The sequence below is a fragment of the Lactobacillus sp. B4015 genome (assembly GCF_026536055.1).
Classification (GTDB): domain Bacteria; phylum Bacillota; class Bacilli; order Lactobacillales; family Lactobacillaceae; genus Lactobacillus; species Lactobacillus panisapium.
Map to the genome: position 1 here is coordinate 21,686 of NZ_JAFNOY010000011.1, position 16,772 is coordinate 38,457.

The following is a 16,772-nucleotide window of genomic DNA, read 5'->3' on the forward strand; positions in this document are numbered from 1 at the left end:
CTTTGTTAGTTAATTTTTCATAAATTCAAGTAATAGTTCGCGTGCCTTAATTGCATCATTTTCTTGAATTATGGTCTCGATATGATCCATTCCAATTCGGTCTAAAAGGTTCAACAGATACTTCAGCATTTCAATATTTTTCGCAGTTTCCTGACTAGGATTTTCAATTACTGGAGCGGTATCAAAGTAATACATCCCATCAAAATCATATTTTTTCATGTAATACAAAAATTCTAAGGTTTTAAATGGTGTAACAGTTCCAACCATTAGACCATCATCATGTACGCCATAACCGTCATTAATGTGAACACCAAACAATTCTTTTTGACTTGCAAATAAAGCAGCACCCATGGCAGGATTTTCATGTTTCATTAGCATATGACAATAATCTAGTAAAACGCCAAAATTTGGTCGGTTAATATCTTTCAGCATCATGCCCAAAATTCCCATACTGTCAACGAAGGCATAGGCACGAGGCTCATATGGTTTATATTCAATACTAAATTTAATGTCAGGAGCATAATCTGCAATTTCTTGACATGCTTTGACGATTCGTTGCCATACCTTTAAATAATCAATTTGAAAGCTGTAATCAAAACCGTCGTGAGCACTCCAGATATTAATCATTGTTCCACCAATTGCATGACAATAATCAGCGGCTTTTTTACACATCTCAATGGCATCTCGATAAATTCGATCATCCAAGTTGCTTAGATCGCCATTAAGATAATGATCCTCAAAGCGCATTTCCATTCCATTGGGACACAAGTCATTTTGCTGAAGCATTTGCTTCATTTTTGCTGCTGGAATACCAATTGTCTGCTGCGGAAAGTTAATATCAACATAATTGATTCCTACCCTTTTTAATTCCTTAAAAACCTGATTGATATCATTATTGTAATGTGGCAGATATGCATTTAATCTTGTCGCCGTTTTAATTGTAATCATTGCTTTCTCCTTGTATTTCAATTGTTATCGTTTACATTTTCATTATATTCCATAAGTTTTCATTTTACAACCACCTATTTTCAATTTATTTTATTTTATTTCAAAATATTGCATAAAAATGACTAAACCTTTTACATGCTAAAAAGTAAAAATAAGAGCGCTTGCTAAGACTTAAATAGCAACAAGAAGATCAAAAGCTAAAACATGCAAAAAAGCGTTGAGTTTATTTCTCAACGCTTTCTTTAAAAAAATCTACCGCAGTCTTTATAACCCGATTATTTTCGCTCGTGGCTACTAAAAAGCTCGTTGTTAATTTGGCTTTATTAATTGCATTTTTATTATGCTTATTTATGTGAAGCTTGCTAGTTAAAGTAACGTTAGTATGCGGCTGTTTAGCCCTACTATTTGGTCTTAATTTTTAACCCATAACCTGGAATATCTTTGGCACTAACCAGCAACTTTGTTATGACAACATTAAACAAGAAAAATAGAGTTTACGTTAATTAAACATAAACTCTACTTAAACTATTAACAAAATTTTAGATACAATTACAGCAGCTTTTCTAAAGCATCTTCATATTTCTGAATGTCGCCTGCACCCATAAAGACAATAACACTATCTTGGTTTTGAGCTAAGTCAGCAATATTATCTAGATTAATAACTTCGGACCCAGGGATGTTAGCAACTAAATCATTACTGGAAATATCTCCACTTGCTTCACGAGCGGAGGCATATATCGGCGTAATGTATGCCTTATCAACCCCGCGTAGAATTTCTTCAAAATCTTTTGCATATTTCTTTGTCCGGGTGAATGTATGAGGTTGAAAAACAACTACTAATCGCTTGTTAGGAAACTTTTGACGTGCTGCTTGAATTGTTGCTCGCATCTCAGTAGGATGATGAGCATAATCATCAATCACATTAATGTCACCAAAATCTTTTTCTGAAAAGCGTCTTTTGGCCCCTGTATATGACAATAACCCCTTTTTAATGTCATCTAATGGAACTTTTTCAGTGTAAGCGACGGCAATAACGGCGGTAGCATTTAAAATATTATGGTCACCAAATAGATGAATGGTGAACCTACCAATTTCCTTACCATGTGTAATAACAGTAAATTCAGCCCCCGCAGTCGTTCTGTTGACATCAACAGCCTGAAAGTCATCATTGTCCTCAAAACCATAAGTATATTTAGGGATCTTAGCTTCTAACGCCTGCAAACGCTCATTGCCTCCCCAAACAAACAAAGCCTTTTTAGTCTGATTAGCAGCAGTTTGAAAGGCTGAAGTATAGTCATCTTGGTCTTTGAAATAATCCGGGTGATCAAAATCAATGTTGGTCATAATTTGATAATCAGGATGATACGCCAAGAAGTGTCTACGATATTCATCAGCTTCATAAACAAAAAAGCGCGAATCTTTCACTCCCTTACCTTCCCCATCACCAATTAAATATGAGGTTGGAGCAGCTTCACCCATGACACGGGCAAGAATACCAGTTGTAGAAGTTTTCCCATGCGTTCCGGAAACACCAATACTTGTATGCATTTGAACGATTTCTTCAACAGTATCCGGATAACTTTGCCAGGCAATCTGCTTATCTTCACAAGCTTTAACCTCGACATTATCATTCTTAAAAGCATTACCTTTAACAATTACTTGACCTGAATCTTTAATGTTATCTGGCGAAAATTGTGTTACCGGTATGCCAGCTTTCTCTAGTGGTACCTGCGTAAAAGTATATTTTGCAATATCACTACCAGCTACATCATAACCTAAATCCTTAAGCAATAAGGCTAATGAAGCCATTCCGGTACCTTTAATTCCGATAAACCAAATTTGTTTATTTTTATCTAACATTTTCTAAGCTCCAAAATTCTATTTAACATCGTTTCTTATTTTACCATTACTACAATAAAAAGAGCTTAAACTCCCGAAAAACTGCCGGAAAAATTTCGACAGTTTAAGCTCATAATTGTTCACAAACGATAGTTAATTAGTACCATTGCGGTACATTAATTATACTTAGCTCTAAGTAAAACATCCGTTGTTAAATTTCAACTTTACCACCAAGACGGTAGTGGTCCAATTAGCTTTAGCACAAGCCAGTTAACTTGGAAATTTTTTTAACTATTAATACCACTAACTTTTTTCAAGCAAAAAAGGCCCCACATTGATGGAGTCTTTTTACTTTATAAACTAATTTTGCCGCTGGCAAGCAATTCATCACATTTCTCAGCGTCAAATGCATCCCCAACGGAGAAATCATCAGGTACAACCATGATGCCACGCTTTTGTGGTGCATGTTCTAAGCCTAATTCACGAGCAGAACAAATCATGCCATATGAATCAACTGACCGTAATTTACCTGGCCAAATCATCTGACCATTTGGCATTAATGTCCCTGGAAGGGCCACAACTACTTTTTGCCCTTGAGCAATATTTGGCGCACCACAAACTATTTGATGCTCCTCACCATTACCAACATCGATGATTGTAACATGCAGGTGATCAGAATCAGGATGTTTTTCACAAGTTTTCACATAGCCGTAAACTAGTGTCGGCTTACCATAAGCAAGCTTATCATCAAAACCTGCATCGGCAAGTTTTTGATTTAAAGCAGCTAAATCCTTTTCAGAAAGTTTAACCTCACCATTTGGTAACTTGTCATAATCAATTACTTGGTCAACGTTAAAGAAATTGTAGCCTGTGACATTACCTTTTTCGTCAGTAATACGCGTAATATCTTCTTTTTCTTCGTATTCACTTTTACCTTGATCTTGACCTAAAATCACAATCAAGGTATTAGGATAACTTTGTTTATTAATACTAGTAATCATTTACAATAATCCTCTTTCACTTAGTCAAGTGACCGCAAAAAGTCTTCGACTTCTTCCTTGGTTTTGCGATCCTTATTAACTAGTCTACCAATTTCTTGACCATCTTGGTAGACAACAAAAGAAGGAATTCCCATAATATTTAACTTTTTAGCGACATCTACTGCGCCATCACGGTCAATTTGATAAAATTTGCTATCAGCAAAATCACTTTCAATTTCCGGCATTAATGGGTCTAAAAAGCGGCAATCTGGGCACCAATCAGCTGAAAACTCAAGAACTACTCGACCAGTTTTGGTAATTTCAGCTAATTTTGCATCATCAAATTTTTTTATTTGTTCCATTTGTAAACCTCTCAATTCAAATCGCTTCTCAACTATTTTACTCCAAAGTCTGCATGGAGGGCATAAATTGGATTACCATTAGCTACAAATTTATGTTCATATTCAGTTTCAATATTTCGCGTCACAATTTCTTCATTTTCATGATGTAAATCAACGGAGACAAAGTCAAAGTGCATGCCAAAATTGTTCATGCTCAAAACAGAGTAAGCATAAAGACCAGCATTATCTGTTTTAAATTCTAAATGGCCGTGTTGCGCCAGAATTGCTTGGTATTTTGCCAAAAAAGTCTTATAAGTTAAGCGCCGCTTTTCATGACGACTCTTTGGCCATGGATCACTGAAATTTAAGTAAATCGTTTCGGCGCTATGCGGGCTAAAAAATGAATCTAAATTAGCTGCATCAGCGCAAAGAATCTGTAAGTTTTCGAGCTTCTTTTCCAGTTTTGTTCGTAAGATAATTCCTGCCGCCGTGATTTGCAATTCCACAGCAACAAAGTTCTTTTCAGGATGTTGTTCAGCCAGTGTTGTAATAAAGCGCCCTTTACCTGAGCCAACTTCAATTTCAAGCGGCCTAGAAATATCTGTAAATCTTTTTGACCAGTCGATTTTACTTGCCGGATCCGGTCGATCTAAGACGCTTTCTGGGTGTTCACCGACCAATTTAACAGCCCAAGGCTTATTTCGTAACCTCATTAAATTATATCTTCCTTTTCTTGATTTTTGCGGGTAAATAAATTTGTCCGATTAGTAAGCTAAAGATGAGCAAGGCAGCGCATGCTTCTAATAAGTTTAAATTAATTGGCAGCAATAGCAACCAAAACAGACTAATAATTAACCATTGTAAAACTAAAGCTAGTGCCAAAACGATTACTAAGTCTTTCCCACGATTATTTCGCTGTATTGGATATATCCGATACATAATATTGTTATCAAATTCATTGGCCATTGGCAGCAATTGGTAAACCGTCAAGAAGATTACTAAGCATGACAGTCCGAGCGCCCATAACCAATTTTGCACAAGCCAGGAGACTAAAATGGCAAAAGCAGTCATTCGCACCAATAAGCTGATATTTTCTGGATTCCGTAGAAGTGATCTCCGATACAAAAAACGGTTAGGATTTTCACGTGCAAGTGATTTAGGCAATAAAAAGTCCAAATACTTACGCCGCTTGACTGTCACTCTTTTTTCTTTTACATCGGTAAACATGTTAAAAGCACTGTAAACCCTGCTTTTGCGTTTTTGCTCTAATTCAACCGCATATTGCCAATCAAAAAGTGCATCATGACGCGGTTTAAAAATCAGTAGCCAGACACAAATTACCAATAAAAAGAATACGACATAAAAAATTTTGACCGAAGTCAGACCTAAAATAAAAGCTAATAATAGCACTAGATTGACAGCTAGTAAGGATATTTTGCGATTAAAGAACAGATTATGCTCCATTATTTTCAACTGTAAAATTTTAGCAATAAAAACACCAAAAACAGTCAGAATGTATTCTAACGGTGCTATCTTTGCCTTAATAGTCGCAAATGGAAACAAAATTCCAGCCAGCAAAATGAGGATAATCCCAGGTACAACCAAACTATAATTAAACATTGGCTTTAAATAGTCATCTATCTGCTCATCTTGCGGCAGTAAAAACTGTAAATCAGCTGGTTTCAACATCGTAACCAGTTTTCCAACCAATAGTGGCAGCCATAAAATTGCCCCAACCAAAGGACGATAAAACCAGCGCTGGCTTGGCATTGTTTTCATTGCCTGTGCATACCAAAACATTATGGCACCGAACAAAAAGATTAATGCCAAAATAAAAAAGTCATTAAATACTAAAACCAGATATTTGAGTGATTGTTGTAAATTGGATTGCAGTCTTTTTTGAGCTAATTTACGCATGTCTTTGCTCCTCATTCAAGATTTGGTAGATCTTGTCAAAGGAATCGGACTCATTCAAGCCATAATGCTTTCTAATGTCTGTTAAACTTCCAATTACCTCAATCTTGCCATTGTTCAAGACAGCATAGTTAGAAATTGCTTGTTCGGCGTCTGCCAGTATATGCGTTGACATCAGTATCATTTTTTTCTGCGCCACCGCTTTTTTAATTAAATCAATCAGGTTGCCAACAGCAAGTGGATCAAGGCCAGTAAAAGGCTCATCAATTACCAGCAAATCAGTATCTGCCAAAAAAGCAGTCACAATCATCACTTTTTGTTTCATTCCCTTTGAAAAATAGATTGGCATCCAATCTAGCTTATCATCAAGCCTAAACATTTTTAGCAGTTCATTGGCCCGCTTCCAAGCTTTCTTTTCATCTAATTGATAACTCATCATGGTGAGTTCTAAATGTTCTTTCAAAGTTAATTCTTCGTACAAAACCGGAACTTCCGGAATGTATGCAATTTGGCGTTTAAATTCAGTCGGCTGTTTAATCAATTCAACCGAATTTAATACAATTTTGCCTTTTTGTGGTCTTAGTAAACCAAGAATGTGCTTAATTGTAGTTGATTTGCCCGCACCATTTAGGCCGATAATTCCTAATGCTTCACCTGGCTGAATTTCTAAATTAATATCTTTAATGACTGGTATACCAGTATATCCACCAGTCAAATGCTCTATTTTGAGAACCATATTTCCTATCTTTCTTTTAATGAATTTCTTCATTTAATATGATAGCATGATATTAATGGAAACTACATTTCAAAGTTAAGAGGTTTAAAGATGGCTGAATTAGATAAAGATTGTTTATTCTGTAAAATTATTCGTGGTGAAGTTCCTAGCTACACTATTTTTGAAAATGATGATGTCAAGGCATTCTTAGATTTGTCGCAAGTAAACCCTGGTCATACTTTGATGGTCCCAAAAAAGCACATTGCTAACTTTTTTGATTACACAGCTGACGATGCGCAGAGATTCTTAAAATATATTCCTGCGATTGCTAATGCAATCAAAAATTATGACCCTAAAATTACAGGGATGAATATTAGCACCAATAATGGCGCTAGCGCAAATCAGGTGGTAATGCATTCACATATTCATTTTGTTCCTCGTTTCGAAGGTGATGGTCTAAAAATCGTTACCAGAAACAACGAAGCAAACTATACTGAAGCAGATTACCAAAAAATTGCAGAACAAATTAAGGCCCAGTTTTAAGGAGAAATTATGAAGAAATTTAGTCTTGGACTAGCAGTCGGTGCCGGATTTGGCATGGTTTTATCATTATTTAGAGACAAAAACGGTCGACGTCTTGGTCAACCAATTCAAGATCAATTTCAGGGTACAAAGGAAGATATCAGCGATTTAACGAACGCAATTGGGAGCTTGCAAGAAGCTCGCCAAGAACTAAATGCCTCGTTACCTCCTGTTAAAAAGAATCTTACTGAATTGGAAAAAGATATTCAATATTATCAAATGAGCATTTCGCGGATAATCGCCCAATTGCAGAAACAGACACAAAAAATTAGTGAAGATATTACACAAAATCTGCCAAAGAAATCGGAATAATGCTAAAAAATTATAAAGAAAGTTTGTTTTTTTAGTGAAAACGATAAAATTAAAAACTAGAGCTGCCAGTTTATGTTATATTAATTGACGGTGACTTAATTTATTAAGGATGTGGAGAATTACTTTATGAAAAAATATTTTAAGAAAATTGCTGCAGTAGCCGCTGTAGCCGGAATTGCTTTATCAACTGCTGCTTGTTCTAATGATGGCAAGACAGTTGCCTCCTACAAGGGTGGTAAAATTACCCAAAAAGACTACTACGATGAAATGAAGAAATCGCAAGCTGGTCAAACCGCTCTTGCTAACATGATTATTAACCATGTTTTGGAACAACAATATGGTAATAAAGTTTCCAAGAGTGAAGTTAACAAGCAATTTGATAATTACAAAAAGCAATATGGTTCCCAATTTAACGCTGTATTGCAACAAAACGGTATGACTGTTTCAGGCTTTAAGCAAAACCTTAAGACTAACTTACTTAGTGAGGCAGCTTTAAAAGACGTTAAGAAGATTTCTAAGAGTCAAGAAGACAAGGCTTGGAAATCATATCAACCAAAAGTTACCGTTCAACATATTTTAGTTGCCAAGAAATCACAAGCTGAAGATATCATTAAGCAATTAAAAGATGGTAAGAGCTTCAAGAGCTTAGTTAAAAAATACTCACTTGATACTGGTACTAAATCGAACGAAGGAAAATTACCTGCCTTTGATTCAACCGATTCAACTTTAGACCCAGCATTTAAGAATGCGGCATTCAAGTTAAAGACCGATGAAACCACCAGTAGCCCAGTTAAATCACAATCTGGTTACCATGTGATTAGAATGATTAAACACCCTGGTAAAGGCACATTTGCTTCACACAAGAAGGAAATTGATGATCAGATTTACCGTTCTATGTCACAAGATCAAGAAACAATGCGTAGCGTAATATCGACTGTATTGAAAAAAGCCGATGTTAATATTAAAGATAACGATCTTAAGAATGTCTTATCTTCATACATTTCTACTTCAGATGCAAAGAAATAAGCATAGTTTAATCGCAAATAAAAAAGAAGTTCAAATGAACTTCTTTTTTTTACTCTAATTTTCTAGCTTTAGTTAACGGTTCATCTTTTTTTGGCCGATAAAATTTCCTGCCACCTTGGCTCATAATATTATCAGTAAAATTACCCGGCCGCGTATTTTGCAAAGCGTTAGTAATTGCATAAACAGCAGCATCCAAATCATCTATGCGATGTAACAATTCGGCTTCCAATAACGCTGGTAATTTAGGTGAGCCATACTCAAATTTACCATGGTGCGATAAGACCATGTGCCGTAACAACAAAATATCCTCGGCTTCTAAATCGAAATTAAGTTCCTTAGCCGCCAGCATAATTTGTTCATCTATTAATACTAAATGCCCGACCAAATTACCTTCAGTGGTATATTGCGTTGCAGCTGGTCCAGTTAATTCAAGAACTTTACCCATGTCATGCAAAATACAGCCAGCATATAAAAGCGACCTGTCAACCTGCGGATAGTTGTCGGCAATTGCCTTGGCATCCCGCAGCATTGACAGCGTATGATAGGCTAAGCCGCCTCTAACCGCATGATGATTGCTTTTTCCAGCGGGATAATCATAGAAACGCTCACCCCATTTTTTCAGTAAAAAACGAACTATGCGATTCCATGTCGGATTTAAGATTTCAAATACATACTGATTAATTTCCTCTTTCATGACAGAAATTTTTTCAGGTGCTGACTTAATAAATTGCTTAAGATCATAGCCTTCTTCAGGACCAACAACTCGTAAACTATAAATCTTGATTTGTGGTTGTCCTTGATATTCCTCACGTTTGCCATCTAATTCAACAATGGTGCCAGCACTAAAAGTCGCAGCATCCTGATTATTGGCATCCCAAAAGTTACCACGAATTTCACCTGACGAATCACCAAAGGACATTGCTAAATATAGCTTGCCCTTTTTCGTATGTCGCAGTTGTGAATTTTTAATTAATACAACTGCCTCCAATTCTTCACCATCATTATAATCCAGCAAACGTTTATACATTCTCGGTTCCTTTCCTAAAAGTTAGTGGCTGAATATGCAATTTTTCAACTAAAGTGGATTGCGCTGTAAAAATTAACACCTGATTGTTTTGCGCTACTTGATCCAATAGTTGCTTAATCTGGTCAACTCGTTGATCATCAAAATTGACAAAAGAATCATCAATTAAAATTGGTAAGTTGATTTGATCTTTTATTTGCTGAACAAATGCTAGTTTTAATGCAAAGTACAGTTGTTCAGAAGTACCACGAGACAAATACTGTACCTTGATCTTCTTGCCATCATAACGAGTAACTGTTAGTTTCTTGTCAATTTCAATACTATTATACCGATTATTTGTTAATAGTCGCAAATATTCTTTTGCCAGTACTAACATTTTAGGAAAGCGTTCATTTGAAGCTAAATCTAGTGCCCGCGCAATCCATTTTGATACGGCTAAATCTGCTAAATATTCAGTACTTAAATTCTGAAACTTAGTTTTTAGGTTAGCTAAATCTTGCTTAGCTGAAAAGACGGCGTTTGAGTTAGCTAGGTTAGTCATCTTAACACTCAACTCAGCCTTTGTCGCTTGTAATTGGCGTATCTTTTCTTGCTGATTGGCAATTTGCTGTAATAATTCTTGAAGCTTGGATTGCAAAGCAGTATCTTGCTGAATTAATTTTAACTCAGCCATATCTGGCTTAAGATTTGTCGTTAAAACATTAATTTCAGCCTGGAGTTGTTCCTGCTTTAATTTAGCTGATTTAAGCGCCGTATAGCCAGCCATGTCAGTTACATTAGCTGCAGCAAAAAGTGCATTTAATTTTAAATCGAGCTCCTTAATACGAGAATTATTATCAGCAATTGTACTTTGCAAACTAGCTTTTTCTTCGCTACTCTGACGGGCAAGATTTTCCTGTGCTTCTAACTGGTCTAAAGCGGTAAGAATACTCTCAAAGTCTGGCTGGACTTCTTGGTGAAGAAGTTGACTAATCTTATCAGCAAGTTTGCTAGACTGTAAAAGTAAATCTTCTTCTTGGCTTTCAACTGCTTTTTCTTTTTGAATTTGTAATTGATATTGCCGCCACGCGTTAAGCAAATTCGGTAGATCCAATAGGTCCGGTTCTAATTCATACTTACTAGTAAAAGCGGCCCGCTGTTTTTGAGCTAAATCTCTTTGCTCTTCCTGCTGGGCCTTGACCTCCCTGGCCTGCTTTTGTTTAGTGAAACCACACATTCCACAGGCAATACCACCGAGTAGCGCGGCTCCACCAAAAAGCGGTGAATTGACTACCAACAGAATTAACCCAAGAATGATGATTAAGCCAGAACCAATCAGCCAATATCTTCCATCAGTTTGAGTGTTTTGCCTTGAAGAGTCATCTTTTAAAGACAAGTTTTGGTAATCCGTTTGCAATGTAACCATTTGATCTTGACTAAAATCGACTACCTTTGCCAATGCTGGGTTAAGAGTAACTAACTGTTCTTTTTCACTGGCAATTTGCTTCTGCTTTTGTAAACAAGAGCGATATTCTGAGCGCCATTGCAAAACTTCAGGCTTTTTTTGAACCAATTCATGCCCATTTTGGAGCGAATTATCTTGACCAGCAACTTTGGCAAGTCGTTTTTGCAAATTTTCCGTCTGTTTTTGCAAATTTTGCTTTTCTATCAGCAAATTTTGCGCTTTTTGATATTGTTGTTCATCAAAGGAAACAGTTTTTACTTCTTGCTTTAACTTGGTAAGTTTTTGGTAGCTCGGCAATAATCTTTGCAGTTGTTCAGCATGCTTTTGTTTATCCTGCAGCTTGGTTAAAAGTGCTTCCTGTTCAGTTAATTGTGCTTGCTGATCACTGAACTGCTTTTGCAATTCTTGGTAGTCGGAAAATTCTTCCTCTGCTTCATCAACCTTGATTTTCTGCTCTTTTAACTGCTTAAGCAACTGATTAAGCGGCGGATTAGTCCCACCTTTTTTAAATAATGTACTTGCTTTTTTGGCAAAATCGTCGCGTAGATCAATCAGCTTGTCACTATTAGCAGCGCCTAAATAATAAATGCGTTCAAGCAAATCTGTCTGTCCAATAGTGCCAACTTTGGCTAACATGTCTTGATTAAAGATAAAGCTGTCCGAATAAAATTCACCGTCAATATTTTTTAACTGATCAAAAAAAATATTTTCCGGAACAACCTGTCCATTACGCTTAACAGTTAGCGTACCAACTTTAGAACCCTTGCCCGGTGCATACAGGCGTTCCAATTCAAATGTATTAGCCTGCTCATCCGTAAAAAACAATGATCCACCCATTGGGCTGACCCTTGCTAAAGGCTTATAATCTTCAAAAAAAGCAGAAGTATGCTTGGCTAGGTGAAATCCAAATAGAACTTGTTTAATAAAAGCAACAATCGTACTTTTACCAGCTTCATTAGCACCAAAAAAAACCGTGAGATTAGATTCCGGCAGTTCAAACGTAAAATCAGAGAATTGGCCAAAATTGACAACCTTAATCTTCGTTAATTTCATCGCTAATTCCTTTCAATTTACTATTCAGTTTGACCTCAGCAAGTTGTTGTACTTGCTCTTCGAAAAGCGCACTTTGAGCAAGTTCAGCCGCAAAATCATCTTTTTTAGCCCAATCATTACTGAAAGACTGAAACTCTTGCTGGTCAAAAACTTCTTTTTCAGCTTGCTTGAAATAAACTTGATCATTTTCGGCAATTTCTAGGTGACTGTTGCTGGCCAGCCGCACATCCACTAATTGTGATTCACAATCTAGTTGCTGCGAGATCATGTGCCAGAAATCACTTTCCTGGATCATTTCACGTTCTTTTGCGCTCAAATACTCGGCACCAATAATTTTTAGGCAGTAATAAGTCGTTACCGAAGAAGTGAGATTATCGCAAATTAAAGTCTGCAAATCAGCTTGGAACAGCGGTTTTTGCAATTTGATAGCAACTTTTTGCCAGACAATAGGACAAGTAGGAATAAATTGAATTTTTGTTTCTTTTGTTTGCTCATTTATTTCGCCCAGATAACAGCCTTTTTCGCCTGTTTCATTGATATGGCGCCCTTGCAAATTGCCAGGATAAACAATCCAAGGAGTGGTTGATAAAACTTGCCGCAAATGAATGTGACCTAAAGCAAAATAATCATAGTTTAACTCTTTTAATTCGGTTAAATTAAATGGAGCATATACATTTTGACTACTTTGGCCTGACTTTTCTTGTGCGTGCATTAAGCCAAAAGTATAATGTCTGCTTTTAGCTGGAAATTCACTAATTTTATTGGTAGTGATGTGATTTTTTAAATAAGAAAAACCCGTGACCTCATATTCGAAACCGTTAGCTGTTTGATAGCTGACGGTTTCAACCGTTTCGCCATCACCTAATAATTTAAAATAGGGGCTTGCAGAAATTAACAAGTCTTCTTTTTTCATGTGATCATGGTTTCCAAAAATCATGACAACTTGAATCTTGGCATCGGTTAGTCGGGCAATTTGTTGTGCAAAAAAGATTTGACTACTGGGATTAGGCCGAGCACTATCAAATGTATCTCCTGCAATCAACACAAGATCAACATTTTCTTGTAGGGCCAAATCAACGACTTTTGTTAATGACTGGTTAGGAGCACCATGGATAAATGAAGAACTCCTAAATGGCAAAAAAGATAGCCCCAAAAAAGGACTATCTAAGTGTGCATCAGCAAGATGAATAAATTTCATTGTTTTATCTAATTCCTAAGACCCTTATATAAATCATTTATTGGTTTAGTAATCACTCTTTGAACTTCTTCTACTATCTTGTAAAGGCCCTGTTCTGCCTCCAACAGTTTCAAAATTTGTGGATCTTTTTGAACTTGATCATTTAAGTTCTTATATTCTTCCTGCATTTCTTGTGACAATTCCTGTCCTTGTGATTGAATTTTCATAATTGCATTTTGCATCTTATCCATTTTTTTAAATAGAGTTGAACTTTCTGTGTTTTTTTTAACTCCATCAATCGCAACTTGTAAAGTCTTAAATTCATCAATTTCTTGTAAATCAGAAGCTAACTGATTGGTTGCGTCATAAATATTTACCATGATTAAATCCTCCTAATTAACGGTTAAAAAACCCCTTCAAGTCATTATACCATTCATTTATTTTTTCTCCCGCAGATCCTAAGCCTTTTTGTATTTTTTCATTCAAGCCATTAGTCCAATCCGAATTAGAACCATTGTTCTGAATAATTTGTTTAGGAGCCTGTTCAGCAAACTGATTTTGCGCAGTATAAGGAAGAATTCCTTCCATTTCTGCTTTATATAACCTGGTAATTTCGGTTTCTGAGACACCGTGCATAAAATGTTGTTTATTAGTGCGATCATAACCAACCCAAGTGGCAACAACTACATCAGGAGTATAACCAACTATCCACTGGTCCTTGGTACCAAAGCCATATGAATTGGGCACCTCAGTTGAACCCGTCTTACCAGCAACACGATAACCGGCTGGTTGTGCGGAAGTACCCGTACCACCAGCAAAAACTCCTAAAAGCATTGTTGTCATTTCTTTTGCTGTGCTTTCAGAAATAATCCGGTGTCTTCCAGTATCATGATTTTCACCAATAACATTGCCACTAGCATCCGTAATTTTAGTAATGAAATAATAATTATTTGGAAGATTTCCCTTATTGGCAAAAGCAGAATACGCCCGCGCCATTTGGATGGGAGAAACTCCAGTTGATAGCCCACCTAAGGCCAAAGCGAGGTTTTGATCTTCTTTGGCTACTTTAATACCGAAATTATTAGCGGACTGGACGCCCTTAGAAACACCAATCCGATCAAGTAACCAAACGGCTGGCACGTTTTTACTTTGTGCTAATGCCACATACATTGGAATCTTATCAGAATAACCGTTATCAACGTTATGCGGCTGATAGCCATTTTTACCAAAGCGTTGCAGATTATTCGAAAGCTGTGAATCATAATGGTAGCCCTGCTGGAGAGCAGGTGCGTAAGACACAATTGGTTTAATCGATGAACCCGGCTGCCGCTTCATTTGTGTTGCACGATTATAACCCCGAAAGACATGTTTTCCTCGTCCACCAATGACAGCACGAACAGCTCCAGTACTTGGATCCATCACCACACTGGCTCCTTGAGTCTTTGTTCCGTCAGAAGACTCCTGTGGAAATAGCCAGTCTTGGGAAAATTTTTCCTGAAGTTGCTGCTGATAATTTTGGTTTAACGTCGTATAAATACGAAGTCCCTTATTCATCACATCTTCTTCTTTTAGACCGTAGCGATTAATCGCTTCATCGACCACAGCGTCAAAAAAGTAAGGATAACGATAGCCATCCTGATTATGATAGGTATCACGTAAAGTTAAACCTTGTCTTTGAGCTGATTGTGCCTGCTGTTTGGTTAGCTTATCATTTGAAACCATCAAGTCCAAAACCAAATTACGCCTTGAAAGTGAATAATTCAGATGATCAATTGGATTATATTTACTTGGATTCCGCAAAATTCCAGCTAAACAAGCTCCTTCGCCCACCGTTAACTGACTAGCATCCTTACCAAAGTATTTCCTACTGGCATCTTGCACGCCCCAAACACCGTTACCAAAGTAGGCTTTGTTCAAATACATAGTTAAAATATCTTTTTTTGAGTAAACGTGCGTAATCTCAATCGCAAAAAATAGTTCTTCTACTTTACGTGAGATAGTTTGGCGTTGCGTTAATAAAGCATTTTTGGCTAGCTGCTGCGTTAAAGTTGAGCCACCGCCAGAAATTTGTCCTCGGTGAATCACTAGCCCTAAGGCTGCTCTAACCATTCCCTTAATACTAAAGCCAGGGTTTGTCCAAAAAGTTCGGTCTTCAGTTGAAATTACGGCATTTTTGACGTTAGGTGAAATTTTATTGTATTCAACAAAAGTTCCCTTTTGTGAATATAACGAACCCGCTTTTTGACTTTTATGATCATAAATGGCCGTGGTCGTTGACAGGGATGCTTTTAGATTTGAGATGTTTGAAGTTTTTACTTTGACGGTATAATAAGTACAAACCAAAAAAGTGAAGGTTAGCAGGATCAAGATAATCCAGCGCCCGATATAAAAACGGTGATCAAACCGGTGCCATAAGCCACCAAGTCCGTTTCTCTTTGGTTCATTATTTTCCATTTTATCTGCTCCTTTTTAGAAACAACTAAAATTGTATCATATCAGAAAGTACTACCTTTATTTTCAAAAAGATTTAATAAATATTTATGAGCTACTATTTTACACTTAACTACCCCAAAAATCTTAAACCATGTTCTGTAAATGAACTTTTACGCAAACTTTTAATTCCTCGAAAATGGCGTCATTATTTGCGGTGCGAGCAAAAAGTACTAATTAACGGTTCTTATCTATATTTTAATCGCCTAATCAATCCAGGCGATAAAATTGAGCTTTTTTTAGAACATGTTGAATCAGGCCAAAAAAAATATCCCGCAAATGGTCAATTACCTGATGTAGTTTTTGAAGATGAAGATTTGTTAATCATTAACAAACCCGCTGGACAAAAAACGCATCCAAATTCAAATGAAACCAATACTGCTCTGAACGATTGTGCAACCTATTTAAAGCACACTCCTTTTATTGTTCATCGCTTAGACATGCTAACTAGCGGGCTACTCCTTGTAGCTAAAAACCCAGCTGTTGTGCCAATTTTGAATCGAGAATTGACTACTAAGGCTTTTCATCGCGAATACTTAGCACTTGTTGACAACTCTAAAAATTTACAGGATTCAGGTATGATAGATTTGCCAATTAGTCGCGATCCATTAGATCAGCGGAAACGAATGATAAAAAGCGGTGGACTCAAGTCAATCACTCATTACCAAATTTTAAAACGTTATAATGATCAAACCGCATTAATCAAAGTTACACTTGAAACTGGCCGAACGCACCAAATACGGGTCCACTTAGCCGCAATTGGCTCCCCTATCATTGGAGATCCATTATATAACCCGCAAGGTGACTCAAACGAGCTTTTACATTTGACTGCATACCAAATGTCTTTAATAAAGCCATTTAGCCTCGAACAAATTGAAATCAAACTACCTGAAGAGAAAGTACTGCTGCTGAAAAAATAAAAGCCTT

16 protein-coding genes are annotated in these 16,772 nt (G+C 36.7%); 4 read left to right on the forward strand and 12 right to left on the reverse strand.

What is annotated here, in order from left to right; translation table 11 throughout:
• Nucleotides 1-9: 9 nt before the first annotated feature.
• The 7 genes from J3U71_RS10155 to J3U71_RS10185 form a co-directional block, all read right to left on the reverse strand.
• On the reverse strand, nt 10-948 hold the full coding sequence (locus J3U71_RS10155) for a sugar phosphate isomerase/epimerase family protein (RefSeq protein WP_323848351.1): 939 nt from the start codon (nt 946-948) through the stop codon (nt 10-12).
• 549 nt (nt 949-1,497) lie between these two features.
• Nucleotides 1,498-2,808 (reverse strand): UDP-N-acetylmuramate--L-alanine ligase, encoded by a 1,311-nt coding sequence (gene murC, locus J3U71_RS10160; RefSeq protein ID WP_103751887.1) that lies wholly within the window; start codon nt 2,806-2,808, stop codon nt 1,498-1,500.
• 332 nt (nt 2,809-3,140) lie between these two features.
• Nucleotides 3,141-3,788 carry a YtpR family tRNA-binding protein gene (gene ytpR / locus J3U71_RS10165; RefSeq protein WP_267394110.1) on the reverse strand — a complete coding sequence of 216 codons (648 nt, stop codon included), beginning with the start codon at nt 3,786-3,788 and terminating at the stop codon, nt 3,141-3,143.
• Nucleotides 3,789-3,808: 20 nt separating this feature from the next.
• Nucleotides 3,809-4,129: a thioredoxin family protein gene (locus tag J3U71_RS10170; protein WP_220219936.1), complete on the reverse strand. Its 321-nt coding sequence runs from the start codon at nt 4,127-4,129 to the stop codon at nt 3,809-3,811.
• A gap of 32 nt (nt 4,130-4,161) precedes the next feature.
• Nucleotides 4,162-4,821: a tRNA (guanosine(46)-N7)-methyltransferase TrmB gene (gene trmB, locus J3U71_RS10175; RefSeq protein ID WP_220268195.1), complete on the reverse strand. Its 660-nt coding sequence runs from the start codon at nt 4,819-4,821 to the stop codon at nt 4,162-4,164.
• A 4-nt stretch (nt 4,822-4,825) separates the two neighbouring features.
• Nucleotides 4,826-6,025, reverse strand: coding sequence for an ABC transporter permease (locus J3U71_RS10180; protein ID WP_267394113.1), 1,200 nt, complete (start codon nt 6,023-6,025; stop codon nt 4,826-4,828).
• Entirely contained in the window at nt 6,018-6,758 is a 741-nt protein-coding gene (locus J3U71_RS10185; protein ID WP_267394115.1) for an ABC transporter ATP-binding protein, read from the reverse strand. The genes J3U71_RS10180 and J3U71_RS10185 overlap by 8 nt, the downstream gene beginning before the upstream one ends.
• A gap of 90 nt (nt 6,759-6,848) precedes the next feature.
• Between J3U71_RS10185 and J3U71_RS10190 the strand changes: the two genes are divergently transcribed.
• The 3 genes from J3U71_RS10190 to J3U71_RS10200 all read left to right on the forward strand — a co-directional run bounded on the left by J3U71_RS10190 (nt 6,849) and on the right by J3U71_RS10200 (nt 8,657).
• Entirely contained in the window at nt 6,849-7,280 is a 432-nt protein-coding gene (locus J3U71_RS10190) for an HIT family protein (protein WP_103751893.1), read from the forward strand.
• Between the two features lie 9 nt (nt 7,281-7,289).
• A complete protein-coding gene (locus J3U71_RS10195) occupies nt 7,290-7,631 on the forward strand; it encodes a hypothetical protein (RefSeq protein ID WP_103751894.1) in 342 nt (113 codons plus the stop codon).
• 126 nt (nt 7,632-7,757) lie between these two features.
• Entirely contained in the window at nt 7,758-8,657 is a 900-nt protein-coding gene (locus tag J3U71_RS10200) for a peptidylprolyl isomerase PrsA (protein ID WP_267394118.1), read from the forward strand.
• A gap of 49 nt (nt 8,658-8,706) precedes the next feature.
• Here J3U71_RS10200 and J3U71_RS10205 read toward each other — a convergent pair whose 3' ends face one another.
• From J3U71_RS10205 to J3U71_RS10225, 5 genes are read right to left on the reverse strand one after another with little or no spacing between them, the layout of a single operon-like run.
• A complete protein-coding gene (locus J3U71_RS10205) occupies nt 8,707-9,684 on the reverse strand; it encodes a 3'-5' exoribonuclease YhaM family protein (protein WP_220219940.1) in 978 nt (325 codons plus the stop codon).
• Nucleotides 9,677-12,178 (reverse strand): ATP-binding protein, encoded by a 2,502-nt coding sequence (locus J3U71_RS10210; protein WP_267394120.1) that lies wholly within the window; start codon nt 12,176-12,178, stop codon nt 9,677-9,679. The genes J3U71_RS10205 and J3U71_RS10210 overlap by 8 nt, the downstream gene beginning before the upstream one ends.
• Nucleotides 12,159-13,376, reverse strand: a complete 1,218-nt coding sequence (locus J3U71_RS10215; RefSeq protein WP_267394122.1) for a metallophosphoesterase family protein — start codon at nt 13,374-13,376, stop codon at nt 12,159-12,161. The genes J3U71_RS10210 and J3U71_RS10215 overlap by 20 nt, the downstream gene beginning before the upstream one ends.
• A gap of 8 nt (nt 13,377-13,384) precedes the next feature.
• Nucleotides 13,385-13,735 (reverse strand): YlbF family regulator, encoded by a 351-nt coding sequence (locus tag J3U71_RS10220; protein WP_220268202.1) that lies wholly within the window; start codon nt 13,733-13,735, stop codon nt 13,385-13,387.
• Nucleotides 13,736-13,751: 16 nt separating this feature from the next.
• Nucleotides 13,752-15,809 (reverse strand): PBP1A family penicillin-binding protein, encoded by a 2,058-nt coding sequence (locus J3U71_RS10225; protein ID WP_267394124.1) that lies wholly within the window; start codon nt 15,807-15,809, stop codon nt 13,752-13,754.
• Between the two features lie 86 nt (nt 15,810-15,895).
• Between J3U71_RS10225 and J3U71_RS10230 the strand changes: the two genes are divergently transcribed.
• Nucleotides 15,896-16,765, forward strand: coding sequence for an RluA family pseudouridine synthase (locus tag J3U71_RS10230; RefSeq protein ID WP_220268204.1), 870 nt, complete (start codon nt 15,896-15,898; stop codon nt 16,763-16,765).
• The last annotated feature ends 7 nt before the right edge of the window (nt 16,766-16,772 follow it).